The organism is Mycobacterium heidelbergense, from assembly GCF_010730745.1.
Taxonomy (GTDB): Bacteria; Actinomycetota; Actinomycetes; order Mycobacteriales; family Mycobacteriaceae; genus Mycobacterium; species Mycobacterium heidelbergense.
Window position 1 is genome coordinate 4,168,921 of sequence record NZ_AP022615.1, and the last position, 25,724, is coordinate 4,194,644.

General features: G+C 69.1%; 23 protein-coding genes and 1 pseudogene. 21 read left to right on the forward strand and 3 right to left on the reverse strand.

Annotation, left to right across the window (positions count from 1 at the left end; all coding sequences use genetic code 11):
• Positions 1 to 26: 26 nt before the first annotated feature.
• On the forward strand, positions 27 to 227 hold the full coding sequence (locus G6N25_RS19505; protein ID WP_232065854.1) for a PIN domain-containing protein: 201 nt from the start codon (positions 27 to 29) through the stop codon (positions 225 to 227).
• On the opposite strand, the gene G6N25_RS19510 is transcribed toward G6N25_RS19505, so the two are convergent.
• On the reverse strand, positions 200 to 1,384 hold the full coding sequence (locus tag G6N25_RS19510) for an FAD-dependent monooxygenase (protein WP_083076946.1): 1,185 nt from the start codon (positions 1,382 to 1,384) through the stop codon (positions 200 to 202). The two genes, G6N25_RS19505 and G6N25_RS19510, sit on opposite strands and share 28 nt — an antisense overlap.
• A 68-nt stretch (positions 1,385 to 1,452) precedes the next feature.
• Between G6N25_RS19510 and G6N25_RS19515 the strand changes: the two genes are divergently transcribed.
• The 16 genes from G6N25_RS19515 (at position 1,453) to G6N25_RS19590 (ending at position 18,750) form a co-directional block, all read left to right on the forward strand.
• A complete protein-coding gene (locus tag G6N25_RS19515) occupies positions 1,453 to 2,058 on the forward strand; it encodes a TetR/AcrR family transcriptional regulator (protein ID WP_179961683.1) in 606 nt (201 codons plus the stop codon).
• An 82-nt stretch (positions 2,059 to 2,140) separates the two neighbouring features.
• Positions 2,141 to 3,685, forward strand: a complete 1,545-nt coding sequence (locus G6N25_RS19520) for a UDP-N-acetylmuramoyl-L-alanyl-D-glutamate--2,6-diaminopimelate ligase (RefSeq protein ID WP_179961734.1) — start codon at positions 2,141 to 2,143, stop codon at positions 3,683 to 3,685.
• Complete coding sequence (locus G6N25_RS19525) at positions 3,682 to 5,214, forward strand: UDP-N-acetylmuramoyl-tripeptide--D-alanyl-D-alanine ligase (RefSeq protein ID WP_083076938.1); 1,533 nt, start codon at positions 3,682 to 3,684, stop codon at positions 5,212 to 5,214. The genes G6N25_RS19520 and G6N25_RS19525 overlap by 4 nt, the downstream gene beginning before the upstream one ends.
• Positions 5,211 to 6,290 carry a phospho-N-acetylmuramoyl-pentapeptide-transferase gene (mraY, locus tag G6N25_RS19530; protein ID WP_083076934.1) on the forward strand — a complete coding sequence of 360 codons (1,080 nt, stop codon included), beginning with the start codon at positions 5,211 to 5,213 and terminating at the stop codon, positions 6,288 to 6,290. Before G6N25_RS19525 ends, mraY begins: the two co-directional genes overlap by 4 nt.
• A gap of 1 nt (position 6,291) precedes the next feature.
• Complete coding sequence (gene murD, locus G6N25_RS19535; RefSeq protein ID WP_163672630.1) at positions 6,292 to 7,743, forward strand: UDP-N-acetylmuramoyl-L-alanine--D-glutamate ligase; 1,452 nt, start codon at positions 6,292 to 6,294, stop codon at positions 7,741 to 7,743.
• 6 nt (positions 7,744 to 7,749) lie between these two features.
• Positions 7,750 to 9,438, forward strand: coding sequence for a putative lipid II flippase FtsW (gene ftsW, locus G6N25_RS19540; RefSeq protein ID WP_232065856.1), 1,689 nt, complete (start codon positions 7,750 to 7,752; stop codon positions 9,436 to 9,438).
• Positions 9,435 to 10,646 (forward strand): undecaprenyldiphospho-muramoylpentapeptide beta-N-acetylglucosaminyltransferase, encoded by a 1,212-nt coding sequence (gene murG, locus G6N25_RS19545; protein ID WP_163672503.1) that lies wholly within the window; start codon positions 9,435 to 9,437, stop codon positions 10,644 to 10,646. The genes ftsW and murG overlap by 4 nt, the downstream gene beginning before the upstream one ends.
• Positions 10,643 to 12,136, forward strand: a complete 1,494-nt coding sequence (gene murC, locus G6N25_RS19550; RefSeq protein WP_083072391.1) for a UDP-N-acetylmuramate--L-alanine ligase — start codon at positions 10,643 to 10,645, stop codon at positions 12,134 to 12,136. Before murG ends, murC begins: the two co-directional genes overlap by 4 nt.
• The gene (locus G6N25_RS19555; RefSeq protein ID WP_083072392.1) at positions 12,133 to 13,059 is read left to right on the forward strand and encodes a cell division protein FtsQ/DivIB; all 927 of its coding nucleotides are present in this window, start codon (positions 12,133 to 12,135) and stop codon (positions 13,057 to 13,059) included. The genes murC and G6N25_RS19555 overlap by 4 nt, the downstream gene beginning before the upstream one ends.
• A gap of 295 nt (positions 13,060 to 13,354) precedes the next feature.
• Positions 13,355 to 14,506, forward strand: a complete 1,152-nt coding sequence (gene ftsZ, locus G6N25_RS19560; protein WP_083072393.1) for a cell division protein FtsZ — start codon at positions 13,355 to 13,357, stop codon at positions 14,504 to 14,506.
• A gap of 105 nt (positions 14,507 to 14,611) precedes the next feature.
• The gene (pgeF, locus tag G6N25_RS19565; RefSeq protein ID WP_083072394.1) at positions 14,612 to 15,319 is read left to right on the forward strand and encodes a peptidoglycan editing factor PgeF; all 708 of its coding nucleotides are present in this window, start codon (positions 14,612 to 14,614) and stop codon (positions 15,317 to 15,319) included.
• Positions 15,320 to 15,324: 5 nt separating this feature from the next.
• A complete protein-coding gene (locus G6N25_RS19570; RefSeq protein ID WP_083072563.1) occupies positions 15,325 to 16,101 on the forward strand; it encodes a YggS family pyridoxal phosphate-dependent enzyme in 777 nt (258 codons plus the stop codon).
• Between the two features lie 65 nt (positions 16,102 to 16,166).
• Complete coding sequence (locus G6N25_RS19575) at positions 16,167 to 16,814, forward strand: cell division protein SepF (RefSeq protein ID WP_083072395.1); 648 nt, start codon at positions 16,167 to 16,169, stop codon at positions 16,812 to 16,814.
• Between the two features lie 123 nt (positions 16,815 to 16,937).
• Positions 16,938 to 17,231 (forward strand): YggT family protein, encoded by a 294-nt coding sequence (locus G6N25_RS19580; protein WP_083072396.1) that lies wholly within the window; start codon positions 16,938 to 16,940, stop codon positions 17,229 to 17,231.
• Between the two features lie 250 nt (positions 17,232 to 17,481).
• A complete protein-coding gene (gene wag31, locus G6N25_RS19585; RefSeq protein ID WP_083072397.1) occupies positions 17,482 to 18,285 on the forward strand; it encodes a DivIVA-like cell division protein Wag31 in 804 nt (267 codons plus the stop codon).
• Positions 18,286 to 18,378: 93 nt separating this feature from the next.
• Entirely contained in the window at positions 18,379 to 18,750 is a 372-nt protein-coding gene (locus G6N25_RS19590) for a hypothetical protein (RefSeq protein ID WP_083072398.1), read from the forward strand.
• 9 nt (positions 18,751 to 18,759) lie between these two features.
• Here G6N25_RS19590 and G6N25_RS19595 read toward each other — a convergent pair.
• Positions 18,760 to 19,452, reverse strand: a pseudogene (locus G6N25_RS19595) (phosphoribosyltransferase); the annotation flags it as partial.
• 150 nt (positions 19,453 to 19,602) lie between these two features.
• On the opposite strand from G6N25_RS19595, the gene G6N25_RS19600 reads away from it, so the two are divergent.
• The 3 genes from G6N25_RS19600 (at position 19,603) to G6N25_RS24520 (ending at position 21,426) form a co-directional block, all read left to right on the forward strand.
• Complete coding sequence (locus G6N25_RS19600) at positions 19,603 to 19,812, forward strand: hypothetical protein (RefSeq protein ID WP_083072400.1); 210 nt, start codon at positions 19,603 to 19,605, stop codon at positions 19,810 to 19,812.
• Between the two features lie 154 nt (positions 19,813 to 19,966).
• The gene (locus tag G6N25_RS19605) at positions 19,967 to 20,671 is read left to right on the forward strand and encodes a MerR family transcriptional regulator (protein WP_080691182.1); all 705 of its coding nucleotides are present in this window, start codon (positions 19,967 to 19,969) and stop codon (positions 20,669 to 20,671) included.
• Complete coding sequence (locus tag G6N25_RS24520) at positions 20,668 to 21,426, forward strand: hypothetical protein (protein WP_071509895.1); 759 nt, start codon at positions 20,668 to 20,670, stop codon at positions 21,424 to 21,426. The genes G6N25_RS19605 and G6N25_RS24520 overlap by 4 nt, the downstream gene beginning before the upstream one ends.
• 32 nt (positions 21,427 to 21,458) lie before the next feature.
• Here G6N25_RS24520 and G6N25_RS19615 read toward each other — a convergent pair whose 3' ends face one another.
• On the reverse strand, positions 21,459 to 24,284 hold the full coding sequence (locus G6N25_RS19615) for a hypothetical protein (protein WP_051445878.1): 2,826 nt from the start codon (positions 24,282 to 24,284) through the stop codon (positions 21,459 to 21,461).
• A 946-nt stretch (positions 24,285 to 25,230) separates the two neighbouring features.
• Between G6N25_RS19615 and G6N25_RS19620 the strand changes: the two genes are divergently transcribed.
• Positions 25,231 to 25,656 carry a PAS domain-containing protein gene (locus G6N25_RS19620; protein WP_051445881.1) on the forward strand — a complete coding sequence of 142 codons (426 nt, stop codon included), beginning with the start codon at positions 25,231 to 25,233 and terminating at the stop codon, positions 25,654 to 25,656.
• The last annotated feature ends 68 nt before the right edge of the window (positions 25,657 to 25,724 follow it).

Below are 25,724 nucleotides of genomic sequence, written 5' to 3' on the forward strand. Positions count from 1 at the left end.
CCCCACCCCCTCGCGAGCGTGCGTGTTTGTACGCGACTCGCCGGTCGCCGGTGTACAACTGCGCACGCTCGCGCCGGGGCCAGGCTGCCGGCGGCGCGCTCTACGACGGTCTGGTCGGCGCGGCGGCCCGCGAGCATCAGTTGCCGCTCGTCACGTGCGACAGGCGCGCCGAGTCGACGTATCGGGCGCTCGGCGTCACCTATGAGTTGCTGTCGCCGCTCGCCTGAGCGACGACGGACGCGCGGGCGCGGGTCGACCGTGCATCCCATGCACTCTCGGCCTCACGGGTGAGGCTCAGGTTCCGGTTGCGCGCGTCGATCTGATCCTGGGTGGCCGGGACCAGGAGTTCGCCTCCGGGCGCCGCGGTGGCCTGGGAGCGGGTGGCGTGCGGCCGCTGGTCGTCTTCGTATTGCTCTAGCGCCGCGCCCAGGTCGGCCGGATGGTCGCGCAGGGCTTGCCCGAGAAACCAGGCGCCGGTCAGGGCCAGGCTGGTGCCGCGGCCGGAGAGGGGTGAGGCGCAGTGCGCGGCATCCCCGACGAGGACGACCCGCCCGCGGTGCCAAGTCGGCATGTGAATCTGGCTGACCGAGTCGAAGTACAGCTCCGGGTCCCGCCGCGCCGCATCGACCAGTTCGGGAACCCGCCACTCGGCGTGGCCGGCGTAAGCCTCGGCGAGGATCCGTTTCTGGGCGGCGAGGTCGTGGTAGTCGTAGTCGATCCATGGCGATCGAAACACCAAGACCGCCAAGGCATTGTCGTTGTATGTGGCGATGCCGGCCAGGTGGCCGGGAAAGTTGTACATCGGGTTGATGCGCCCGGTCGGCGTGTACTCGGGCAGCGCGGCCAGCGCGGTATAGAAACCCAGGTGGTGCAGGAACTGCCGTTCGGGCCCGAACGTGAGCCCCCGGACCGCCGAGTGCATCCCGTCGGCTCCCACGACGAGGTCGTAGCGGTCGACGGCGCCCGAGGCGAAGCGAACGTCGACCCCGCGATCATTGTCGTCGAGTTCGGCCACGGATTCGCCGAACCGCACTTCTACCGACGGCCCGAGGTGGTGGTAGAGGATGTTGGTGAGGTCTTCGCGGGGAATCTCGGTGTCCTCGGCGGAGTCGTTGATCAGGTCCCGGAGTGGCTCGGCCACCACGGCGCCGTCGGCGCCGACGAACTGTACGCGTTCAGTCATGTCGATCCGGTGGGCGCGGATCTTTTCGAGCACGCCCATCTTGTCGGCGACGTCGATCGCGTCGCCGCGGATGTCGATGGGGGAGCCGTTGACCCGAAGGTGGTCGGCGCGTTCGACGAGGGTGACGTCGTGGCCGGTTGCGCCGAGGTTAATCGCGGTGCTCAGTCCCGCGATACCGGCGCCGGAGATGAGAATGCGCATCGGGTCCCTTTCGCCAATAGGATACGTTTTGTATCCTACGAAGGTAGACGCCGTCGTTAGGAAACGCAATGTCTCTTAATTCAACCGCTGTGCCGCACCGGCGTCGGGGTCGCGCGTTGGAGGAGGCGCTGCTGGACGCCGCGTGGGCGGAGCTGACCGAACGTGGGTACGACCAATTCACGATCGACGCGGTTGCGGCGCGGGCGGGCACGAGTCGGGCGGTGCTCTACCGGCGCTGGCCGCGCAGGCAGGACCTGGTGCTCGCGGCGTTGCGGTACGAGGTGGGCAAAGACGTGGTGGTCGCCCCCGACACGGGTAGCCTGCGCGGCGACGTCATCGCGCTGTTACGGCAGGCCAACAAGGTGAGGGTCGGTCTGGCGACCCAGTTGTTCACCCAGCTCGGCGGTTTCTACCGCCAGACCGGCGCCAGCCTGGCCGACCTCAGCGCGTTTGTTCAGGGCGGCCGTGACGGCTTCTTGGAAGACGCGATCCAGCGGGCCGTCGACCGCGGGGAAATCCGGCCGGAACAGGTCACCGAACGCATCGCGCGCCTGCCGGTGGACCTGTTCCGCTACGAAATCCTCATGACGCTGCGGCCGCTGTCCGACGAAGCGATCGAAGAGATCGTCGACACCATCTTTCTTCCCCTTGTCGACCGGCGTAAAGGCCGGTGACGCCCCTGCGGGGCGCGGGCACGTCGTTGGCCGGCACTCCTAGGTAGGGTGTCATCGCTGATCATGGCTAACGGAGGTGTGACTGGTGTCGGTGCCCACTGCGCTGCGGCCCCACGCCGTCACCGGCGCGCGGCTGCCGGCGCTGGCGGCTCAGGTCGGCGCGGTGCCGAACGACCGCGCGGCCGTGCCCGACGTCCCGATCACCGGCGTGACGCTGCGCGCCCAGGACGTGCTGCCCGGTGACCTGTTCGCCGCGCTGCCCGGCTCGACCACGCACGGCGCCCGGTACGCCGGCGAGGCGATCGAGCGCGGCGCCGTCGCGGTGCTCACCGACGGCGCGGGGGTCGCCGAGATGGGCGCCCGGTCCAGCGCCGTGCCCACGCTGGTGCACCCCGCACCCCGCGGCGTCCTCGGCGGCCTGGCCGCCACGGTGTACGGAAATCCGTCCGACCGGATGGCGGTCGTCGGGATCACCGGAACGTCGGGCAAGACCACCACGACCTACCTGGTCGAGGCCGGCCTGCGCGCCGGGGGGCACGCGGCGGGGCTGATCGGCACCATCGGCATCCGGATCGACGGCGCCGACATCCCCAGCGCCCTGACCACCCCGGAGGCCCCCGCGCTGCAGGCGCTGCTGGCGGCGATGGCCGAACGCGGAGTCGACACGGTGGTCATGGAGGTCTCCAGCCACGCGCTGGCGCTGGGCCGGGTGGACGGCACCCACTTCGCCGTGGGCGGTTTCACCAACCTGTCCCGCGACCACCTCGACTTCCACCCCACCATGGCCGACTACTTCGAGGCCAAGGCGCTGCTGTTCGACCCGGGCTCGCCGCTGCGCGCCCGTAAAGCCGTGGTGTGCGTCGACGACGACGCCGGGCGCGCCATGGCCATGAGGGCCATGAAGGGCGGAGCCGCGATCACCGTCAGCGCCGCGGCCCAACCCGCCGACTGGCGGGCCGTGGACATCGCGCCGATGGGAGCCGGGGGACTGGAGTTCACCGTCGTCGACCCCGCCGGCGTGCACCACCGGGTCGGCATCCGGCTCCCGGGCCACTACAACGTCGCCAATTGCCTTGTCGCGCTGGCGATCCTCGACGCGGTGGGAGTGTCCCCGGAGCAGGCGGCGCCGGGCCTGCTGCAGACCCGGGTCCCCGGGCGGCTGGAAGAGATCGACCGCGGCCAGGATTTCCTCGCGCTGGTCGACTACGCCCACAAGCCGGGCGCGCTGCGCGCGATGCTGACCACCCTGCGGCGGCCGGATCGCCGGCTGGCGATCGTGTTCGGCGCCGGCGGCGAACGCGACCCCGGCAAGCGGGCGCCGATGGGCGCGGTCGCCGCCGAGCTGGCCGACCTCGTCGTCGTCACCGACGACAACCCGCGCGGCGAGGACCCCGCGGCCATCCGCCGCGAGATCCTCGCCGGGGCGGCCGAAAGCGGTGGCGCGGCAGAGGTTATTGAGATCGGCGACCGGCGCGCGGCGATCGACCACGCGGTGGCCTGGGCCGGCCCCGGCGACGTGGTCGTGGTCGCGGGCAAGGGGCACGAAACGGGGCAGCGCGGCGCCGGCGAGGTCCGCCCCTTCGACGACCGCGTGGAGCTGGCCCGGGCGCTGGAGGCGCGCCAATGATCGACCTGACCGTCGCCCGCATCGCCGAAATCGTCGGCGGCACACTGGCCGGCGTCTCGCCGCGGGCCGCCGCGGAGCTGCGCGTCACCGGCACCGTCGAATTCGACTCGCGGGCCGTCGGCCCGGGCGGGCTGTTCGTGGCGCTGCCCGGGGCGCGCTCCGACGGGCACGACCACGCGGGCTCGGCGGTCGCGGCCGGCGCGGTCGCCGTGCTGGCGGCCCGGCCGGTCGGCGTCCCCGCCATCGTGGTTTCCCCCGAACCGCGAAACAGCCGGGCCGGGGTGCTCGAGCACGACGCCGACGGCTCCGGCGCGGCGGTCCTGGCCGCGCTGGCCAAGCTGGCCGCCGCGGTCGCCGCGGAACTGGTGGCGGGGGGGCTGACCATCATCGGGATCACCGGCTCGTCGGGCAAGACCTCCACGAAGGACCTGGTCGCCGCGGTGCTGGAGCCGCTGGGCGAGGTGGTGGCCCCGCCGGGGTCGTTCAACAACGAGCTGGGCCACCCCTGGACGGTGCTGCGCGCGACCCCCAGCACCGACTACCTGGTCCTCGAGATGTCGGCGCGCCGTCCCGGCAACATCGCGGCGCTGGCCGAGATCGCCCCGCCGGCGATCGGGGTGGTCCTCAACGTCGGCACCGCCCATCTGGGTGAATTCGGCTCCCGCGAGGCCATCGCTCGAACCAAAGCCGAACTGCCACAAGCCGTTCCGCCGTCGGGCGTGGTCATCCTCAACGTCGACGACCCGGTCGTCGCGGCGATGGCCCACGTCACCGGCTCCCGGGTGGTCCGGGTCAGCCGGGACGGCGCGACCGACTGCGGGCCGAGCGATGTCTGGGCCGACGGAGTGTCGCTGGACGAACTGGCCAGGCCGCGCTTTACCCTGCACGCGATGGACGCACGACGCGCTTCGGGGCCCGCCGAGGCCGAGGTGCGGCTCGGTGTGCACGGCGACCACCAGGTCACCAACGCGCTGTGCGCCGCCGCGGTCGCGCTGCAGTGCGGCGCCACCGTCGAGCAGGTGGCCGCCGCGCTGGCCGCGGCGGGGCCGGTGTCCCGGCACCGCATGCAGGTGACCACCCGCGCCGACGGTGTCACGGTGATCGACGACGCCTACAACGCCAACCCCGACTCGATGCGCGCCGGGCTGCAGGCGCTGGCCTGGATCGCCCACCAGACCGAGCGGCCGCGCCGCAGCTGGGCGGTGCTCGGCGAGATGGCCGAGCTCGGCGCGGACGCGATAACCGAGCACGATCGCGTCGGCCGGCTGGCGGTGCGCTTAGATGTGTCACGACTCGTTGTCGTGGGAACCGGGAGGTCGATGAGCGCCATGCACCACGGGGCGGTCCTCGAAGGGGGGTGGGGCGCCGGAACCGATAGGGGGGCCGCCAGCGTGCCCGACGCCGATGCCGCGCTGGCGCTGCTGCGCGCCGAGCTGCGGCCCGGCGACGTGGTCCTGGTCAAGGCGTCCAACGCCGCCGGCCTCGGGGCGCTGGCCGACGCGCTGGCCACCGAGAGCGACGGCCGATGAGACAGATCCTCATCGCCGTCGCCATCGCGCTGACCGTGTCCATCCTGTTGACCCCCGTGCTGATCCGGCTGTTCACCAAGCAGGGATTCGGCCATCAGATCCGCGAGGACGGACCGCCCAGCCACCGCACGAAGCGCGGCACGCCGTCGATGGGTGGTGTCGCGATCCTGGCCGGCATCTGGGCGGGCTACCTGGGCACGCACCTCGCGGGGCTGGCGTTCGACGGCGAGGGCGTCTCCGCGTCGGGCCTGCTGGTGCTGGGGCTGGCCACCGTGTTGGGCGCCGTCGGGTTCGTCGACGACCTGATCAAGATCCGCCGGTCGCGCAACCTCGGGCTGAACAAGACGGCCAAGACGGTCGGGCAGATCGCGGCCGCCGTGCTGTTCGGCGTGCTCGTGCTGCAGTTCCACAACGCCAACGGCCTGACGCCGGGCAGCGCGGACCTGTCCTACGTGCGGGAGATCGCCACCGTCACGCTGGCTCCCGGGCTGTTCGTGCTGTTCTGCGTCGTCATCGTCAGCGCGTGGTCCAACGCGGTCAACTTCACCGACGGCCTGGACGGGCTGGCGGCCGGCGCCATGGCTATGGTCACCGCCGCCTACGTGTTGATCACCTTCTGGCAGTACCGCAACGCGTGCGTCACCGCGCCGGGCCTGGGCTGCTACAACGTGCGCGACCCGCTGGACCTGGCGCTCATCGCGGCCGCCACCGCCGGCGCCTGCATCGGCTTTTTGTGGTGGAACGCCGCGCCCGCCAAGATCTTCATGGGCGACACCGGGTCGCTGGCGCTGGGCGGCATCATCGCGGGCCTGTCGGTCACCAGCCGCACCGAGATCCTCGCCGTCGTGCTGGGTTCGCTGTTCGTCGCCGAAGTCACCTCGGTGGTGCTGCAGATCCTGGCCTTCCGCACCACCGGGCGCCGGGTGTTCCGGATGGCGCCCTTCCACCACCACTTCGAGCTGATCGGCTGGGCCGAAACCACGGTGATCATCCGCTTCTGGCTGCTCACCGCGATCACCTGCGGCCTGGGCGTCGCCCTGTTCTACGGTGAGTGGCTGGCCGCGATCGGTGCCTGACCTGCTCGAGCCACTGGCCCCCGGCGCGCCCGTGCTGGTGGCCGGCGGCGGCGTCACGGGCAGGGCGGTGCTGGCGGCCCTCACCCGACTCGGCGCGGCCCCGACCCTGTGCGACGACGACCCGGCCACGCTGCGCCGGTACGCCGACACCGGGGTCGCGACCGAGACCGCGGCGGCGGCCGCGCCGCGGATCTCCCGCTACGCGCTGGTGATCACCAGCCCCGGCTTCTCACCGGCCACCCCGTTGCTGGCCGCCGCGGCGGCGGCAGGCGTGCCCATCTGGGGCGACGTGGAGCTGGCCTGGCGGCTCGACGCCGCGGGCCACTACGGCCCGCCGCGCCGCTGGCTGGCGGTGACCGGCACCAACGGCAAGACGACGACGACGTCGATGCTGCACGCCATGCTGACCGCCTGGGGCCGGCGCAGCCTGCTGTGCGGCAACATCGGCAGCCCCGTTCTCGATGTCTTGAACGAGCCCGCCGACCTGCTGGCCGTCGAGCTGTCCAGCTTCCAGCTGCACTGGGCGCCCTCGCTGCGACCCGAGGCCGGCGTCGTGCTCAACATCGCCGAAGACCACCTGGACTGGCACGCCACGATGGCCGAATACACCGCGGCGAAGGCCCGGGTCCTCAACGGCCGGGTCGCAGTGGTCGGGCTCGACGACGCCCGGGCCGCGGCGTTGCTGGACGCCGCGGCGGCGCCGGTGCGCGTCGGCTTCCGGCTCGGCGAACCGGCCGCGGGCGAGCTCGGCGTGCGCGACGGCCAACTGGTGGACCGCGCCTTTGCCGACGACCTGGCGCTTCTGCCGGCCGAAACGATCCCGGTGCCCGGCCCGGTGGGCGTGCTCGACGCGCTGGCCGCGGCGGCGCTGGCCCGCAGCGTCGGTGTGCCCGCCGACGCGATCGCGAGCGCGATCGCGTCGTTTCGGGTGGGCCGGCATCGCGCCGAGGTGGTGGCCGTCGCCGGCGGGATCACCTACGTCGACGACTCCAAGGCCACCAACCCGCACGCCGCCGAGGCGTCGGTGCTGGCCTATCCGCGCGTGGTGTGGCTGGCCGGCGGTTTGCTGAAGGGCGCATCCCTGGACGCCGAGGTCGCCAGGATCGCGTCCAGGCTGGTCGGCGCCGTGCTCATCGGCCGCGATCGCGCAGAGGTTGCAGAGGCGTTATCGCGACACGCGCCGGATGTCCCCGTCGTCCAGGTTGTGACAGGCGAGGATGCTGGTATGGATGCGACTGCTGTGGTTTCTGGTGCAGATGTGGCAGAAGTGAGACCTGCAGGCGGGAATGTCGGCGCTCGCGTCATGGCCGCGGCCGTAGCGGCGGCCCGGGACCTGGCACGGCCGGGTGACACCGTGCTGCTGGCACCGGCCGGCGCGTCGTTCGACCAGTTCGCCGGCTACTCCGACCGTGGCGACGCGTTCGCGGCCGCGGTGCGTGCGGCAATCCGGTAGGCGGGCGTGCGTCACGCGCTGACCCGGTCGCTGCGCCGGGGCAAGGGAAGCAAGGAAGCCGACGGGGCGGCTCGGCCGGACGCCGAGGACGCTACGGATGCCATGGGTGCCATGGGTGCCATGGACGACACGGACACGACGGAGTCCATGGACGCCGTCGAGGTGTCCGAGACCAACGCCCCGGGGGCGCTGGCGGGGGCGAAGGCCCAGTTCATGGCCCTACCGGGCGGCCTGCGCGGCCGGTTCGGCGCCTGGCTGGGCCGGCCCATGACGTCCTTTCACCTGATCATCGCGATCGCCGGGTTGCTCACCACGCTCGGCCTGATCATGGTGCTGTCGGCCTCCGGGGTGCGCTCCTACGACACCGACGGGTCGGCGTGGGTGATCTTCGGCAAGCAGGTCCTGTGGACGGTGATCGGGCTCATCGGGGCCTATGCCGCGGTGCGGATGTCGGTGCGGTTCATCCGGCGCGTCGCCTTCACCGGATACATCGTCACCATCATCCTGCTGGTGTTGGTCCTCGTTCCCGGGATCGGCAACCTGGCCAACGGCTCGCGCAAGTGGTTCGTGATCGCCGGCTTCTCGATGCAGCCCTCCGAGCTGGCGAAAATCGCGTTCGCCATCTGGGGCGCCCACCTGCTGGCGGCCCGCCGCATGGAGCGGGCCTCCCTGCGCGAGATGCTGGTTCCGCTGGTCCCGGCCGCCGTCATCGCGCTGGCGCTCATCGTCGCCCAGCCGGACCTCGGCCAGACGGTGTCGCTGGGCATCATCCTGCTGGCCCTGCTGTGGTACGCCGGGCTGCCGCTGCGGGTCTTCGTCACCTCGCTGCTGGCCGTCTTCGTCGCCGGCGCCATCCTGGCGATGTCCGCCGGCTACCGCTCGGATCGGGTGCGGTCCTGGATCAACCCCGAGAACGACCCGCAGGACACCGGCTACCAGGCCCGGCAGGCCAAGTTCGCGCTGGCCCACGGCGGCGTCTTCGGCGACGGCCTCGGCCAGGGCGTCGCCAAGTGGAACTACCTGCCCAACGCGCACAACGACTTCATCTTCGCGATCATCGGCGAGGAGCTGGGCTTCGTTGGCGCGTTCGGGCTGCTGGTCCTGTTCGGGCTGTTCGCCTACACCGGGATGCGGATCGCGCGCCGGTCGGCGGACCCGTTCCTGCGGCTGCTGACCGCCACCACGACCATGTGGATCCTCGGGCAGGCGTTCATCAACATCGGCTATGTGATCGGCGTGCTGCCGGTTACCGGCCTGCAGCTGCCGCTCATCTCCGCTGGCGGAACATCCACGGCCGCAACGCTTTTCATGATAGGCATCATGGCCAACGCGGCCCGTCACGAACCGGAGGCGGTGGCCGCGCTGCGGGCCGGCCGCGACGACAAGATGAACCGGCTGCTGCGGCTGCCGCTGCCCCTTCCGTACGCGCCGAGTCGCCTCGAGGCGTTCCGCGACCGCAAGCGGGTGGGCCCGAAGCAGGGCACGGCGGGCGCGCCCCCGAAAGGCCGCCAGGCGCCCGCCCGAAAGCCCGCCCGCCCGGCCCGCCAGTCCGGGGGTACCGCCCGCTCACGGGGGCGGGGGCCCGTCCCGCGTGCGGGGGAGCATCATGTATCTGGCCAGCGCCATGCCAGCCAGGGCGCCGGCCAGCGTCCGACACGGCGAGCTCGCGCACTGGAAGGTCAGCGTTACGGGTGAACGGGGCCATCAAAGAGCCGGCCGGCGGGCTGGGGGCAAGCCCCTCGCCCGCCGGTGCCGCTTCGTCGTCCCGTGATTCCCTGTCGGTCGTGCTCGCCGGCGGCGGCACGGCCGGCCACGTGGAGCCGGCCATGGCCGTCGCGGACGCGCTGAGCGCCCTCGATCCGCGGGTCCGGATCACCGCGCTGGGCACCCGGCGGGGGCTCGAGACCAGGCTGGTGCCCGAGCGCGGCTATCACCTGGAGCTGATCACGCCGGTGCCGCTGCCGCGCAAGCTCAGCGGCGACCTGGCAAGGCTGCCGCCGCGGGTGTGGCGCGCCGTCCGGGAGACCCGCGCCGTGCTCGACGCCGTCGACGCCGACGTCGTGATCGGCTTCGGCGGGTACGTGGCGGTGCCGGCGTACCTGGCCGCGCGCGGTTTCCGGCTGCGGCGTTCGCGGCGCCGCGTCCCGGTGGTGATCCACGAGGCCAACGCGCGCGCCGGGCTGGCCAACCGCGTCGGCGCCCGCGGCGCGGTCCGGGTGCTCGCGGCGGTGCCGGACTGCGGGCTGCCGCGCGCCGAGGTGGTCGGCGTGCCGGTCCGGGCGGCCATCACCGCGCTGGACCGCGCGGCGTTGCGCGCCGACGCGCGCAAGCACTTCGGCTTCGCCGCCGACGCGCGGGTGCTGCTGGTGTTCGGCGGTTCGCAGGGCGCGGTCTCGCTCAACCGCGCGGTCTCCGGGGCCGCCGCCGACCTGGCCGCCGCGGGCGTGGCCGTGCTGCACGCGCACGGACCCAAGAACACCCTCGAGCTGCGCGAGCCCGAGCGGGGCGATCCGCCCTACGTCGCGGTGCCCTACCTGGACCGGATGGACCTGGCCTACGCCGCCGCCGACCTGGTGATCTGCCGCTCGGGGGCGATGACGGTCGCCGAGGTGTCGGCCGTCGGGCTGCCGGCCGTCTACGTGCCGCTGCCGATCGGCAACGGCGAGCAGCGGCTCAACGCGCTGCCGGTGGTCAACGCCGGCGGCGGCATGCTGGTGAGCGACGCCGACCTGACGCCGGCCGTGGTCGCCGAGCGGGTGGCCGGGCTGCTGACGGACCCGCCGCGGCTGGCGGCGATGACGGCGGCCGCCGCGCGGGTGGGACATCGCGACGCGGCGCGCCAGGTGGCGCAGGCGGCGCTGGACGTCGCGCGCAAGGCGGTCGCGGCGGGGGGACCACGGTGACCGCCGGGCAGCTGCCGCCCGAGCTGCGGCGGGTGCACATGGTGGGCATCGGGGGAGCCGGCATGTCGGGCATCGCCCGCATCCTGCTGGACCGGGGCGGGCTGGTATCCGGATCCGACGCCAAGGAATCCCGCGGCCTGCACGCGCTGCGCGCCCGGGGCGCGCTGATCCGCGTCGGGCACGACGCGTCGTCGCTGGACCTGCTGCCCGGCGGCCCCACCGCGGTCATCACCACCCACGCCGCCATCCCGAAGACCAACCCCGAGCTCGTCGAGGCGCGGCGGCGCGGCATCCCGGTGATCCTGCGCCCGGCCGTGCTGGCCAGGCTGATGGACGGGCGCACCACGCTGATGGTCACCGGCACGCACGGCAAGACGACGACGACGTCGATGCTGATCGTGGCCCTGCAGCACTGCGGGCGCGACCCGTCCTTCGCGGTCGGCGGGGAACTCGGCGAGGCCGGCACCAACGCCCACCACGGCAGCGGCGACTGCTTCGTCGCCGAGGCCGACGAAAGCGACGGCTCGCTGCTCGAGTACACCCCCAACGTCGCGGTGGTCACCAACATCGAGACCGACCACCTCGACTTCTACGGCAGCGTCGACGCCTACGTCGGGGTGTTCGACTCGTTCGTCGAGCGGCTCGCGCCCGGGGGAGCGCTCGTCGTGTGCGCCGACGACCCCGGGGCGGCCGCGCTGGCCCGACGCACCGCCGAGCTGGGCATCCGGGTGCTGCGCTACGGCTCCGCCGGTGAAGGCTCCCCCGCGAGCGGGCGGTACCCCCAGGCCGGCACGCTGGTGTCCTGGGAGCAGCACGGCACCGAGGCCGTCGCGCACATTCACCTGGCCGGCGAGCCCCACCCGCGCGTGATGCGGCTGTCGGTGCCCGGACGGCACATGGCGCTCAACGCCCTGGGCGCGCTGCTGGCGGCCGTCGAGATCGGCGCCTCGGCCGATGTGGTGCTCGACGGGCTGGCTGGCTTCGAGGGCGTGCGCCGCCGGTTCGAACTGGTCGGCACCTCGGGAGTCGGCCAGGCGTCCGTGCGGGTGTTCGACGACTACGCCCACCATCCCACCGAGATCAGCGCCACCCTGGCGGCGGTCCGCACGGCCCTCGAGCAGAGCGGCACGGGCCGCTGCATCGTGGTGTTCCAGCCCCATTTGTATTCGCGGACAAAGGCTTTCGCCGCCGAGTTCGGTCACGCGCTCAACGCCGCCGACGAGGTGTTCGTGCTCGACGTGTACGGCGCGCGCGAACAACCCCTCGCCGGCGTCAGCGGGGCCAGCGTCGCCGAGCACGTCAGCGTGCCGGTGCGCTACGTCCCGGACTTCTCCGCGGTGGCCCACGAGGTGGCCGCGGCCGCCCGCCCCGGCGACGTCGTCGTGACGATGGGTGCGGGCGACGTGACCCTGCTCGGGCCGGAGATCGTGACCGCGCTGCGGGCGCGGGCCAACCGCAGCGCGCCCGGGCGGCCGGGGGTGCTGCAATGACCGAGCCGAACGACGGCCCGACCGGCCTGGCCGCGGAGAACGCCGCACCCACCGAACCGCTCGCCGTCGAATCCGAGGATGGCCAGGAGCAGCCCGATCACGCCGAATTCGAGGGGCCGCGCCGGCGGGCCCGCCGTGAGCGGGCCGAGCGCCGCGCCGCGCAGGCGCGCGCCAGGGCCATCGAGGAGGCGCGCCGCGAGGCCAAACGCCGGGCCAGCGGGCGCATCGCCAACCCGCCGAAACCCGTTGCGCGCGGCGTGGTGCGCGGCTTGAAGATGCTGCTCGCCAGCGTGCTGCTGGCCCTCGTCGGGGTCGGGCTCGGGTTCGTTTTGTATTTCACGCCGGCGATGTCGGCGCGCAACATCGTCGTCACCGGGACCGGGGCGGTCACCCGCGAGGAGGTCCTCGACGCGGCGCGGGTGCGGCCGGGGACGCCGCTGCTGCAGATCAACACCAACCAGGTCGCCGACCGGGTCGCGGCGATCCGGCGAGTGGCCAGCGCGCGGGTGCAACGTCAGTACCCGTCGGCCCTGCGGATCACGATCGTCGAACGGGTTCCGTTGGCGGTGAAGGATTTTCCGGACGGCCCGCACCTCTTCGACCGCGACGGCGTCGACTTCGCGACCGGGCCGCCGCCGCCGGCGCTGCCTTACATCGACGTCGCCGATCCCGGGCCGACCGACCCGCCGACCCAGGCCGCGCTGCAGGTGCTGACCGCGCTGCGCCCCGAGGTCGCGGGCCTGGTGGGGCGGATCGCGGCGCCGTCGGTCGCGTCGATCACCCTGACGCTCACCGATGGGCGGATGGTGATCTGGGGGACCACCGATCGCACCGAGGAGAAGGCCGGAAAGCTGGCCGCGCTGCTGACGCGGCCCGGCACGACCTACGACGTGTCCAGCCCCGACCTGCCGACCGTGAAGTAGCGGCGGGAAACCGGGCGCGCCCCGCCGCGAGCGTCACGCCAGCGTGGCTCCCGACGCCGAGCGCCACGCTGGCGTGACGCTCGCGGGCCGTGGCGAGCGGCAGCCCGCCGGACGGCCGTGCCCAAAATTGACCAAAATTTGCGCGCCACGCCTCGGCGCGCCTGCGGGGCTGGGGCGCGTCGTAGCCATACCGTTCTGGTTGCGCGGAACTACTTGACATAACTCTAAGCCTATGGTTGAGGTTGAGGGTTTGCCAGGCGGACACACCGAGTCCCACCAGGGAGGAAGACGAATGATGACCCCCCCGCACAACTACTTGGCCGTCATCAAGGTTGTGGGTATCGGTGGCGGCGGCGTCAACGCCGTCAACCGGATGATCGAACAGGGCCTCAAGGGCGTGGAGTTCATCGCGATCAACACCGACGCGCAGGCGCTGTTGATGAGCGATGCCGACGTCAAGCTCGACGTCGGCCGCGACTCCACCCGCGGATTGGGCGCCGGCGCCGACCCGGAGGTCGGGCGCAAGGCCGCCGAGGACGCCAAGGACGAGATCGAGGAGCTGCTGCGCGGGGCCGACATGGTGTTCGTCACCGCCGGCGAGGGCGGCGGGACCGGCACCGGCGGGGCGCCCGTCGTCGCCAGCATCGCCCGCAAGCTGGGCGCGTTGACCGTCGGCGTGGTCACCCGGCCGTTCTCCTTCGAGGGCAAGCGGCGCAGCAACCAGGCCGAAAACGGCATCAACTCGCTGCGGGAGAGCTGCGACACGCTGATCGTGATCCCCAACGACCGGCTGCTGCAGATGGGCGACGCCGCGGTGTCGCTGATGGACGCGTTCCGCAGCGCCGACGAGGTGCTGCTCAACGGTGTGCAGGGCATCACCGACCTGATCACCACGCCGGGGCTGATCAACGTCGACTTCGCCGACGTCAAGGGCATCATGTCCGGCGCCGGCACCGCGCTGATGGGCATCGGCTCGGCGCGCGGCGAGGGACGCTCGCTCAAGGCCGCCGAGATCGCGATCAACTCCCCGCTGCTGGAGGCGTCGATGGAGGGCGCGCAGGGCGTGCTGATGTCGATCGCCGGCGGCAGCGACCTGGGCCTGTTCGAGATCAACGAGGCGGCCTCGCTGGTGCAGGACGCCGCCCATCAGGACGCCAACATCATCTTCGGCACGGTCATCGACGACTCGCTCGGCGACGAGGTGCGCGTCACGGTCATCGCGGCGGGCTTCGACGCCGCCGGCCCCGGCCGCAAGCCGGTCATCGGTGGCTCCGCCGGGGAGAAGGCCGGCGCGCACAGGATCGAGTCGGCGAAGGCCGGCAAGCTCAGCTCCACGCTGTTCGAGCCCGTCGACGCCGTCAGCGTGCCGATCCACACCAACGGCTCGACGTTGAACATCGGCGGAGACGACGACGACGTCGACGTGCCGCCGTTCATGCGCCGCTGACCCCCTCCCTTCTTCCTCGCGAGCGTGCGTGTTTGTACACGACACACCGATCACGGGCGTACATCTGCGCACCCTCGGCAAGAGCGGCGACCGGATACTGGTGACATGAGCGCGCGCATCCGACGGGTGACCACCACCCGCGCGGGCGGCGTGTCCAAACCGCCGTTCGACACCTTCAACCTCGGCGACCACGTCGGTGACGACCCGGCGGCGGTGGCCGCCAACCGGGCCCGGCTGGCCGCCGCCATCGGCCTCGGCGCCGACCGGGTGGTGTGGATGAACCAGGTCCACGGCGACCGGGTCGAGGCGGTCGACGGGCCACGGGACACCGCGGTCGACGGCGCCGACGCGCTGGTGACCACCACACCGCGGCTGGCGCTGGCGGTGGTGACCGCCGACTGCGTGCCCGTGCTGCTGGCCGACGCGCGCGCCGGGGTGGCCGCGGCGGTGCACGCCGGGCGCGTCGGCGCGCAAAGGGGCGTGGTGGCCCGCGCGGTGGAGGCGATGCTGAAGCTGGGCGCGCGGGCCGGCGACATCTCGGCGCTGCTCGGCCCGGCGGTCAGCGGTGCCCACTACGAAGTGCCCGCGGCGATGGCCGACGAGGTCGAGGCGGCGTTGCCGGGTAGCCGCACCACCACCGCTGCCGGCACCCCCGGACTGGACCTCCGGGCCGGAATCGCTTGCCAGCTAAGGGATTTAGGTGTCGCGTCGATCGACATCGATCCGCGCTGCACGGTGGCCGACCCGACGCTGTTCAGTCATCGCCGCGACGCGCCGACCGGGCGGCTGGCGTCGCTGGTCTGGATGGAGTGACCGCCATGGCGGTGGACATGCCAGCCGACGCGAACCGCGAATCGGAATTGACACGCGCGTTGGCCGTTGTGCGATCGCGGCTTGCCGCGGCCGCCGAAGCGGCGGGCCGCAATGTCGGCGAAATTGAACTTCTCCCGATTACCAAATTCTTTCCAGCAACCGACGTTGCGATTTTGTCCCGATTGGGTTGTCGGAGCGTTGGCGAATCCCGCGACCAGGAAGCGACGGCGAAGGTGGCGGAAGTCGCCCGGTTGGCAAGCAGTTCCTCGCGGGCGGACTTGCGGGATATGCACTGGCACATGGTGGGCCGGATTCAGCGAAACAAGGCGCGGTCGCTGGCCCACTGGGCGCACACCGCCCACTCGATCGACAGCCCCCGGCTGGTGACCGCGCTCGATCGGGCGGTATCGGCGGCCCTGGCCGAGGGCCGCCGGCAGCACCCGCTGCGCGTCTACGTCGAGGTCAGCCTCGACGGCGACGTGTCCCGCGGCGGCGTCGACGTCACCGCGCCCGGCGCGGTCGACCAGCTCTGCGCGCGGGTCGAGGAGTCGAAAAGCCTGGAACTGGCCGGGCTGATGGGCATCCCGCCGCTGGACTGGGACCCCGACGCGGCCTTCGACCGGCTGCAATCGGAGCACCGCCGGGTGCTCGAATCGCACCCGAACGCCGTGGGATTGTCCGCCGGGATGTCCAGCGATTTCGAAATTGCCGTCAAACATGGTTCGACATGTGTGCGTGTCGGTACCGCGCTATTGGGCCCGAGGCGGTTACCGTCACCGTGAGTAGTCACTGTAGTCACACCTTCATCACGGACACCACAACTCCCAGAGGTTAGAAGGGGTTACGCATGAGCACACTGCATAAGGTCAAGGCCTACTTCGGTATGGCTCCGATGGAGGACTACGACGACGAGTACTACGACGACCGCGCTCCCTCCCGCGGCTTCCCGCGTCCCCGGTTCGATGACGGGTACGGCCGCTACGACGGGCGCGACTACGAGGATCTCCGGGACCCACGCGAGCCCGCCGACTACCCGCCCGGTGGCTACCGCGGCGGCTACGGCGACGAGTCCCGCTACAGCCCCGTCCATCCCCGCGAGTTCGACCGGCCCGACATGGGCCGCCAGCGGTTCGGGTCGTGGCTGCGGAATTCCACCCGCGGGGCGCTGGCGATGGACCCACGCCGGATGGCGATGCTGTTCGACGAGGGCAGCCCGCTGTCCAAGATCACCACGCTGCGGCCCAAGGACTACAGCGAGGCGCGCACCATCGGCGAGCGGTTCCGCGACGGGACCCCGGTCATCATGGACCTGGTGTCGATGGACAACGCCGACGCGAAGCGACTGGTCGACTTCGCGGCCGGCCTGGCCTTCGCCCTGCGCGGCTCGTTCGACAAGGTCGCGACCAAGGTGTTCTTGCTGTCGCCCGCCGACGTCGACGTCTCGCCGGAAGAGCGTCGCCGGATCGCCGAAACCGGTTTCTACGCATACCAATAGACCCATCCGTCCCGCGGGATGGCGGGACGGGCATCCGCGCGCACCGTGGAGTCGGTACGCTGGCGAGTGCCGCGCGGATGCGCGCCGCTTGACATCAAATCGGTAAGGTCGGGGCTTGTAGAGTTGGTGCTGTTCTTTCAGATCCTTGGGTTCGCGCTGTTCATCTTCTGGCTGCTGCTCATCGCTCGGGTCGTCGTCGAGTTCATCCGCTCGTTCAGCCGCGACTGGCGCCCCACCGGCATCACCGTGGTGATCCTGGAGATCATCATGTCGATCACCGACCCCCCGGTGAAGCTGCTGCGGCGGCTGATCCCTCAACTCACCATCGGCGCGGTCCGCTTCGACCTGTCGATCATGGTGCTGCTGCTGGTCGCGTTCATCGGCATGCAACTGGCATTCGGCGCCGCGCGGGTGTGAGCCACGCCGCGACGACCGCGCCCGAAGCCGGGAGACGGTTCGGCCACGTTTTAGCCTCGGTTCGGTGGTCGCGATTCAAAAATTTTAAGGATTCGGATTTATTGGTCTCAATGTGTGAAATTGGATCTTATTTATTGGGCTAATGGCTACCGCCGGGTCTGGTGTGACAGGATGGACGCCAGTTGCACGACGGCAACCACTCCGTTCTACACTTTTCAGATCGTTTGACAGGAACTCGAGGGGACGAACAATGCCGCTTACACCCGCCGACGTCCACAATGTGGCGTTCAGTAAGCCGCCGATCGGCAAGCGCGGTTACAACGAAGACGAGGTCGACGCCTTCCTCGACCTGGTGGAGAACGAGTTGACCCGGCTCATCGAAGAGAACTCCGACCTGCGCCAACGGATCGAGGAGCTGGACCGCGAGCTGGCCGCCGGTGGCGGCGGCGGTACCGCCGCCGCTCAGCCCACTCAGGCGATTCCCACCTTCGAGCCCGAACCGGAACCGGCCAAGCCGGCGCCTGCCGCGGCCGTGGCCGCGGCCGCCACGGGAACCAACGAGGAACAGGCCCTGAAGGCGGCCCGCGTCCTGGGCCTGGCCCAAGACACCGCAGACCGGCTCACCAGCACCGCCAAGGCGGAATCTGAGAAGATGTTGGCCGATGCCCGCGCCAACGCCGACCAGATCCTCAGCGAGGCCCGTCACACCGCCGAGACCACGGTCACCGAGGCCCGGCAGCGCGCCGACGCGATGCTGGCCGACGCCCAGAGCCGCTCGGAGACCCAGCTGCGCCAGGCCCAGGAGAAGGCCGACGCGCTGCAGGCCGACGCGGAGCGCAAGCATTCCGAGATCATGGGAACCATCAACCAGCAGCGCACCGTGCTGGAAGGCCGCCTCGAGCAGCTGCGTACCTTTGAGCGCGAGTACCGCACCCGGCTCAAGACGTACCTGGAATCCCAGCTCGAAGAACTCGGCCAGCGGGGATCGGCGGCACCCGTCGACTCCAGCGCCGACGCCGGTGGATTCGATCAATTCAATCGGGGTAATAACTAGCCGGAAACCGTGCCGGACGCTCGCCAAGCTCCGGGTCGGCACACTGAATTGCACTGGACCTGGCAGTCCCGCTCGTTGGCTGGAGGATGACCGATGTTGATCATTGCGCTGGTACTGGCCCTGATCGGGCTCGTCGCCCTGGTGTTCGCGGTCGTCACCAGCAACGAGCTGGTGGCGTGGGTCTGCATCGGCGCCAGCGTGCTGGGCGTGGTGTTGCTGATCATCGACGCGCTGCGGGAACGCCAGCGGCGCGACGTCGACGGCGCGGACCATGAGGACCACGGGGAAGTCGAAGCCGGGGACGACGAGAACGCGCTGGTCGACTATCCCGAGGAGGTCCCGGCCGAGGGCGAACAGCACCCCGGCGCCGAGGACACCACCGTCGACGAGTCGTCGCAGGGCATCGAGACGAGCGAGGAATCGGCGGTACCGGCCGACGCCCACGGCGACGACCGGACCAACTAGCCCCGCCGTTCAGCGGGTCGGCGTAGTCAGCAGTTCGCGGACCTCGTCGTCGCTGACCTGGTGGAAGTCGGCGTAGACCTGTCCGACGGCTTCAAAGCCCGGTGGCATGGTCGCGCACACCACGTCATCGGCCTCCTGCGCGAGCTCGCGGCATGTCGACTCCGGTCCGACGGGCACCGCGACGACGATCGACCGCGGGCCGGCGGCTCGCAGGGCCCGGACGGCGGCCAGCATGCTGGCGCCGGTGGCGATGCCGTCGTCGACCAGGATCACGGTCCTGCCGCGCGGGTCGGCCATCGGGCGCCCGCCCCGATACGCCTGCTCGCGCCGGTTGAGTTCGGCCGTCTCGCTGGCGATCACCTCGCGGACCTGCTCGTCGGTGACCCGCAGGCTGGAAATCACGTTGTCGTTCATCACGACCCCGCCGCCGCTGGCCAACGCGCCCATCGCAAGCTCCGACCAGCGCGGGACGCCGAGCTTGCGGACCAGGAACACGTCCAGCGGGGCGCGCAGCGCCGCGGCGACCTCCCACGCCACGGGGACGCCGCCGCGCGCCAGCCCGAAGACCAGCACGTCGTTTTTTTCGGGGTCCCCGTCGCGGTAGGCCGCCAGCTCCTCGGCCAGCGCGCGGCCGGCTTCACGACGGTCGCGGAACGTGCGCGGCGCCGTTCGCCGCAGGAAGCCGCTCGGTGGGTTCATGGGCATGCTCCAGGCTGTGGGGCTCAACCCAGCCTACGTGCGGCGGCAAGCGGCGGCCGATCCGTGGCGCTTGTGCCGAACCCCGCTCATCGGCAATTGTGAGTCAAACAACGTTGGCGCGAACGGAATTGCACGATCGAGAGGATCCGCGAGATGAGTCGGCGCTTCCGCAACACCTACACGGGCTACAGCATTGGTTGCGCGATCGTGTGGGCCGTCATTCTGGCCACGGTTTCGTCGGCGGCCGACAGCACGACCCGGCACACGTTCATGCTGGTCTTCTGGGGATGGTGGATCGGCTGGCTGTCGGCGACGATCGCCCGAGCCGTGTACCCGCCGCCGAAGCGGCGCGTCGGGCCGTAAAGCGGGTGTCCGAGGGGGGAGTTGTCCACCTGCGACACGAGTTGAGACCTTCCAACTCGGTCGTTGACGGAACGGCCGATGGCCATCGTCATGAGTTTGAGCTGCATATATTGCGTAAATGCGTCCTCTGGTCGACTATATATGTGTGAGTGAGATGACGGCTGTGGCAGGTGCGGAGATCCTGGGGGTTTCGGCGCGGCAGGTCGCGCGGCTTGCCCGTGCGGGGGAGTTGACGGTGACGCGGACGGTTGGCGGTGCGTTGTTGTTGGATGGTGCGTCGGTGCATCGGCTGGCAAACCAGGTCCGCCACAATGGGCGCCCATGGACGCCGGCCACGGCGTGGGCGGCACTCGCGTTGCTCTCCGGTGAGCGTGTGGATTGGCTGGACGCCTCGGCGTTGTCGCGGCTGCGGCATCGGCTGCGGGCTGGCGGCGCGTCGCAGTTGTGTTGGATGACGCGTCGCCGCGCGTCGGTGCTTCGGATGCGTGGGTGGGGCACCGATACCGGGCTGCTGGCCTCGGGAGTCAGTGCATTGCACGATGAGGCGATGTCGCAGCTGTTCGATCTCACGGCTGTCGATGGGCGAGTCGAGGGTTATGTTCGTGCTCGCGATTTGGCCGGCGTGGTCGGCGCGGCCGGGCTTATCGATGACGTGGGGGGTGACGTGATCGTGCGGGTGGTGCCTGAGGATGCCGGCTACGCGGTCGACCACATCGTGACGGCCGCGGTGGCGGTCGACTTGGCCGAGTCGCTGGACACCCGTGAGTCTGCTGCGGGGATCGGTGTCCTGGAGGATCTGCTCGACCGGTTTCGTTCCGGTGACACCGGCCGGCGCGTGTCGGGACGACGGGACCGATGAGTCCGCAGGCCGAGAATCGACCGCTCTGGCAGGTGGATGCCCCGGCCGGCGGATGGCCGTCGCCGTGGCCGCAGCTCGTCGAGATCGCCCACGCCGTCCCCTGCACGCAGTGGACGCTGGTGGGTGGATTGATGGTGCAGCTGCATGCGGTGCGGGCGGGGTTGCCGCTGACCCGCGCCACGCGTGATGTGGACATGATCCTGCACATCGAGACCGGAGCGGCGACATTTGGTGGTGTCCGGCGTGACTTGGAACGCCTCGGATATCGCCTGCGTGAACCCGTCGGCAGCGGGCCGGTACACCGTTTCGTCCGTGGTGCTGGCGACGGCGAGACGGTCGATGTCATGGTGGCCGATCGCCTTCCGCTCAAGCTTCATCCGAAGGTGTTGCAGCGGAAGGTGTTTGCCGTCCCGGGTGGGACTTCGGCGCTGCGCAAGACGGTCAACTGTGAGGTGACTGCCGGCGCGGGCGCCGTCACGCTCAGCATTCCTGACGTGCTGGGCGCGTTGGTGCTCAAAGGCGCTGCCTACCTGGATGACTCGCGTGATCGCGGTCGCCATCTCGATGACGCGGCAGTGCTGGCCTGCGCAGTGACCGATCCGGTTGGTGATCGCGCTCGGATGATTGGCAGCGACCGCAAACGTATCGCCGCGCTGTGGACGATGCTCAGTGATCTTGGCCATCGATCGTGGATAGCTACGGGGACAAACTCACGACGAGGGCACGCAGCACTGCGAGTCCTGAGCGGCGGCTGACAATCCTGGGTGTTATCAGTGCTTCGAGTGTCCTAGCTGTCGGGAGGAGCTCCTCCCGACAAATCGCTGAGTTGGTTGTATCGCGCAAGTACGCGCTCCAGCGCGGATTGGAGACGATCGCGATGTGCGGGCAGCGTAGGGATCACCCGGTGGAGTTCTCGGCCAACTTTCTTCAAGGCTTCGTGCATGGATAGAAGTACGTAGTTGGCGTGCACGCTGGTGGAGACGAGAGCGTCAGTCGCGGCTAGCGCATTGTCGATATCGTCAGTATGGAGTTGGCACACGATCATCAACGCGTCGAGGAGCACGCCGTTTTCGATTGACTCATTGGCTTCCCGCCATAGGAGTACGTGACGAAGGAGTTCCTCAAACTGCCCCGCCTCGTAGAGACGATTCGCGAGATTGTTCTGTATCGCACCGCCAGGATTCGCAGAGGGGTCACTGTCCGCGATGCCGGCGAGTTCGGTCCGCGCTCCGGCTAATAGCGGCGAATTGCGGTGCAGATCGGTGCGATTGAGGTAGCTGAGGGTCTCGGCGGCGATTACGTAGCCGAACCTGCGTTTCGACTCGTCCGCGCTGGCTGTAGCTTCGCGAACCGCGACCAGGAGTGGGTTCACGAGTGTGGAGACCATCTCCGGGGCTGCCTCGCCGATGGATAGATCGCCGATCATGTTGCTGAGAATCTTGGCTCGGATGAGTCGCGCATGTTGCTCATGCAGCCACGGCGCCAGGTCCTGTGTTGCGGCATGACCGAGTTCAAGTGCCTGCTGCAGCCTGCCACGACTCGCTGCGCACGTGCTGAGCTCGGCGCGCAGAAGTGCTTTTGCGTAGGTGAATACACGGAGACTCTGCCTCGACATCGATGATAACGGCTCGTTCTCCGCGATGAGCGCCAGAAGATCATCGGCGTGGACGCGAAGCTGTTCGACTGCGAAGAATTCGCCTTGGTCGCGCAACTTTCCCAGCCACCCGACAAGGAAGTACATGAATACGGTGCACTGGGACTCTAGATAGCCGTGGGGTACAGCGGCCAAGTATGACCGGCGGAGAATGTCGTGTACGAGGGGATGGACCGCAACCGTCTCACTGACGGGTGTGCGGTTACCTTCCCCGTCGTTCACAACTCGCTGAGCGATGGACTGCGTGCGCAACGCAGACAGAACTCCCCGACGAACAGCTTGATCTACCTCGGTTGGTACCGGGAGGTTCGCAAGATCGACGTAGACTGATTCGTCTGTCGCCTGCAGAACGAAGTTGAGTGGCAACAGTTCTGGTGCAAGCAGACAGCCGATCTCCACGACGGCCCGCGCCGACCTGCCGTACACCTGCCCGGTTCGCGTGCCTTTTGCCAAGCTGCGGGCGGCATGCTGGATAGCTGCAAACGCCGTCGACGGGAAGCCGGGCGGTATCGATGCATCGTCGGCGAGCGCTTCCAAATCGCTGAAGTACTGCAAAGCCAACTCGTCGAGTTGACCCTCAGTGTTCTTGAAGTAGATCGCAGACATGCTCACAGCCAAGGGCACCAGACCCAAACGGACAACAATCTCGCGGATCGAATCGCGGGCACGGTCGAGATCTGCGGGCCCGATATCCGCATACGCTGCAAAGCAATCGATGGCTTCATCTTCGGTGAACTCAGCCACTTCGATAACCGGAGCAGTTGGCCACCAGTTGAGACTGTTATTGGATGCGACGATAATCGAGCCGTAACCTCGCGACGGGATGTATTCCTCGATATCTGTGCGGTTTTGGAGTCCATCGAAGATGAGCAACCAAGGGCCCGGGTGGCGGCCGAGGATGCCGGCGAACACCGGCCCGATTGTCGTGCCACCTGGGACGGTCTCGTTCAACTGCTCAATCAGATTGCGGATCTGCGGTTCGATGAAGTCAACGTCGCGACAGTCGACCCAACATATGAACGCGTACGAGATGGCTTCAATATGGCAATAGTCCGATGCAAGAACGGTTTTCCCGTTTCCTGTCCGGCCCGCTAACACCACGCGAGAAGGAGTCGACACTTCCTTCGTAAGGTCGAGATGGCTTTGAATCTCATTGAGGTAGCCCAGCCTGGGAACGGTCGACAGATAGTTGGGGATGTTGGTAATCGGTAAGCCCCAATCAAATCCGCCGGCGACTTGCGCGATCGCTGCGTCCGGCATGACGAGCTTGTCGAGGAGATCGAGGGCGGAAATTCTGCTTGGTTCTGTCCCCGCCGCAGCGCTGAAGATGAAGTCGACAAGGATCGAGACCAGCAGCTGGCAGGTGACGGTGCCTGGCGAGCGTCCACGCTCCACGCGGAAACCTTTGATCAACTCCGTGATTGAGTCGAACAACTCAGCCGTGCTTCGCGAGTCGAAGATGATGCGCGGTTCCGCAGCTCCAACAGGTGCCTGCGGGCCCGACGGCCAGGTGTACTCCGTCCGGCTCGCATAGGTCGTTTGCTCTATCGCCGCGTCGGCCAGGACGGGCGAGAGGGGCTTGTTCGTGAGCAGAATTCTCTCTTCAGCGGGGTGGATCACAAGTCGGTCGAAGACTTCTCCCGCAGCAGCCGGTTGCAGTGGGTGATCATCGGGCTCAGAGGACGACTTCACCTGCACGTTGTGCGATGGCTCGTCGTCGATCTCGACCGCGAAGTCGACTACATCGTCGTCTTTGCCATCGTCCTTCCTATGCAGCGGCTCGATCACCAGCGTCGTGTGCGGTATCAGAGCGAGGTTATTTCGAAGGAAGCCCAAGACGTATTCGGCCGTTACGAGGTACTGGTACCTGAGACCGAAGGCTGCGATACCACCGCCGCCCAACGCGACCATTCTGCTCCCCGTCGTTGTCAGGTACTTGGTCGCCAGACTATCCACCACAGTCCGGCTGAACCTTTACGTCCGCCAGTGTCACCAGGACGCGGCGCATTGAATCGCGGTGAGTCCGGAGACATGTCGAAGCAATTCACGGTCCTCTTGAATCCGTTACTAATCGGCAGGTCTGATCGCCTGCGACCTCGGTGGTCGCAGTGGTGAGTTCTTCGCGGCGGTGCTTTCGCCGCCGGCGTTAGTTGTGGGGGTCCGTGTCGGTGTCGAGTGGACGTAAGCAACCACGAAAAATCCGCTCCGATGCAGTTCGGAGCTGATTTACGGACACTGCCAGCTAACAAGATTGTGTCCGAGGGGGACTTGGCCATCTGCGACACGGGTCGAGACCTTTCAACTGAGTCTGACCTGACCAGTCGAGTTTGCGACGTGAGTCATCGGGCGTGCAGTGGATGCAAGCGTAGCGATCTCTCGTGCTGTTGCAGAGGGGGCGCACCGCTGCCACAACCGTGAGCATGGGCGTAGCTTCCCGAATCAGGGCGCCGACGCCGGTCCTTGATCAGACAAACGGACTTCAGATCGTCCTCGGGAAGGTCCGCCCGTTCCGCCTCGCCGAGGCTCATCTACAGACCTCTAATCATTGCTCAGCATCAGTAATCACTGCTCAGCATCAGGCGGTCTGACGGGTCACGTCGGGTCGGTTCGGGGTCGAAAAGATCAGGAGGTGGGGCCACATCCGTTTACGGACATAGACATGTCGGCTCGGTGAGCTACGAAGAATCATGCATTTGACATGAATTATCTCTGTTGCTAGGAACAGATTATCGCGACCAGCCAGATCACACTCGGAGCGCAAAGCCAGTGTCGAAAAGTGCAAACTATGTCGGGAGCTCGACAAAGATGGTGACGATTCCGATGTGCTACGTGACCCCGGAGGCTTCGCCGCGCCCACACGCCAGCCCAGACAGAGGCTTCTGCGGTGCGGGCAGGAGGTTGTGAAGTGGTTGACGACTTCGATGACGCCGCTGTGGTGGCTGGCACGGCGCAGCGGGTCGGTCGGTTCCGGTTTTTCCTTGATGGCCAGCGCTGGGAGTGGTCAAAGGCGGTTGCCCGGATGCATGGCTATGAGCCGAGAACGGTGACACCGACCACCGAGCTGCTCCTGCTGCACAAACATCCCGACGATCGCCAGCAAGTCACGGCTGTTTTGGATCGGGTGCTGCAGGGGGAGCCCTTTAACAGTCGGCACCGCATCATTGACACGGCCGGGCATACCCGCTTTGTGGTCGTGGTGGGTGACAGCATGGTCGACGAGTCGGGTTCGGTCATCGGCACTTCGGGGTTTTACCTGGATGTCACCACGGGCGATTCGGGAGGACATCACCACGACGATCTCGGAGACGGCGGTTGCGCGGGGGCAGATTAATCAGGCCCACACAGGTGTTCATCGTCGCCTACGGCGCTCGGGCCGCGCGCCTTCGATATCTTGGTGGC

Coding starts and splice junctions, on each gene's coding strand:
- G6N25_RS19510 (WP_083076946.1), bottom strand. CDS start 1,384: ATGCGCATTCTCATCTCCGGCGCCGGTATCGCGGGACTGAGCACCGCG.
- G6N25_RS19515 (WP_179961683.1), top strand. CDS start 1,453: ATGTCTCTTAATTCAACCGCTGTGCCGCACCGGCGTCGGGGTCGCGCG.
- G6N25_RS19525 (WP_083076938.1), top strand. CDS start 3,682: ATGATCGACCTGACCGTCGCCCGCATCGCCGAAATCGTCGGCGGCACA.
- mraY (WP_083076934.1), top strand. CDS start 5,211: ATGAGACAGATCCTCATCGCCGTCGCCATCGCGCTGACCGTGTCCATC.
- G6N25_RS19555 (WP_083072392.1), top strand. CDS start 12,133: ATGACCGAGCCGAACGACGGCCCGACCGGCCTGGCCGCGGAGAACGCC.
- ftsZ (WP_083072393.1), top strand. CDS start 13,355: ATGACCCCCCCGCACAACTACTTGGCCGTCATCAAGGTTGTGGGTATC.
- pgeF (WP_083072394.1), top strand. CDS start 14,612: ATGAGCGCGCGCATCCGACGGGTGACCACCACCCGCGCGGGCGGCGTG.
- G6N25_RS19570 (WP_083072563.1), top strand. CDS start 15,325: ATGGCGGTGGACATGCCAGCCGACGCGAACCGCGAATCGGAATTGACA.
- G6N25_RS19575 (WP_083072395.1), top strand. CDS start 16,167: ATGAGCACACTGCATAAGGTCAAGGCCTACTTCGGTATGGCTCCGATG.
- wag31 (WP_083072397.1), top strand. CDS start 17,482: ATGCCGCTTACACCCGCCGACGTCCACAATGTGGCGTTCAGTAAGCCG.
- G6N25_RS19590 (WP_083072398.1), top strand. CDS start 18,379: ATGTTGATCATTGCGCTGGTACTGGCCCTGATCGGGCTCGTCGCCCTG.
- G6N25_RS19600 (WP_083072400.1), top strand. CDS start 19,603: ATGAGTCGGCGCTTCCGCAACACCTACACGGGCTACAGCATTGGTTGC.
- G6N25_RS19605 (WP_080691182.1), top strand. CDS start 19,967: ATGACGGCTGTGGCAGGTGCGGAGATCCTGGGGGTTTCGGCGCGGCAG.
- G6N25_RS24520 (WP_071509895.1), top strand. CDS start 20,668: ATGAGTCCGCAGGCCGAGAATCGACCGCTCTGGCAGGTGGATGCCCCG.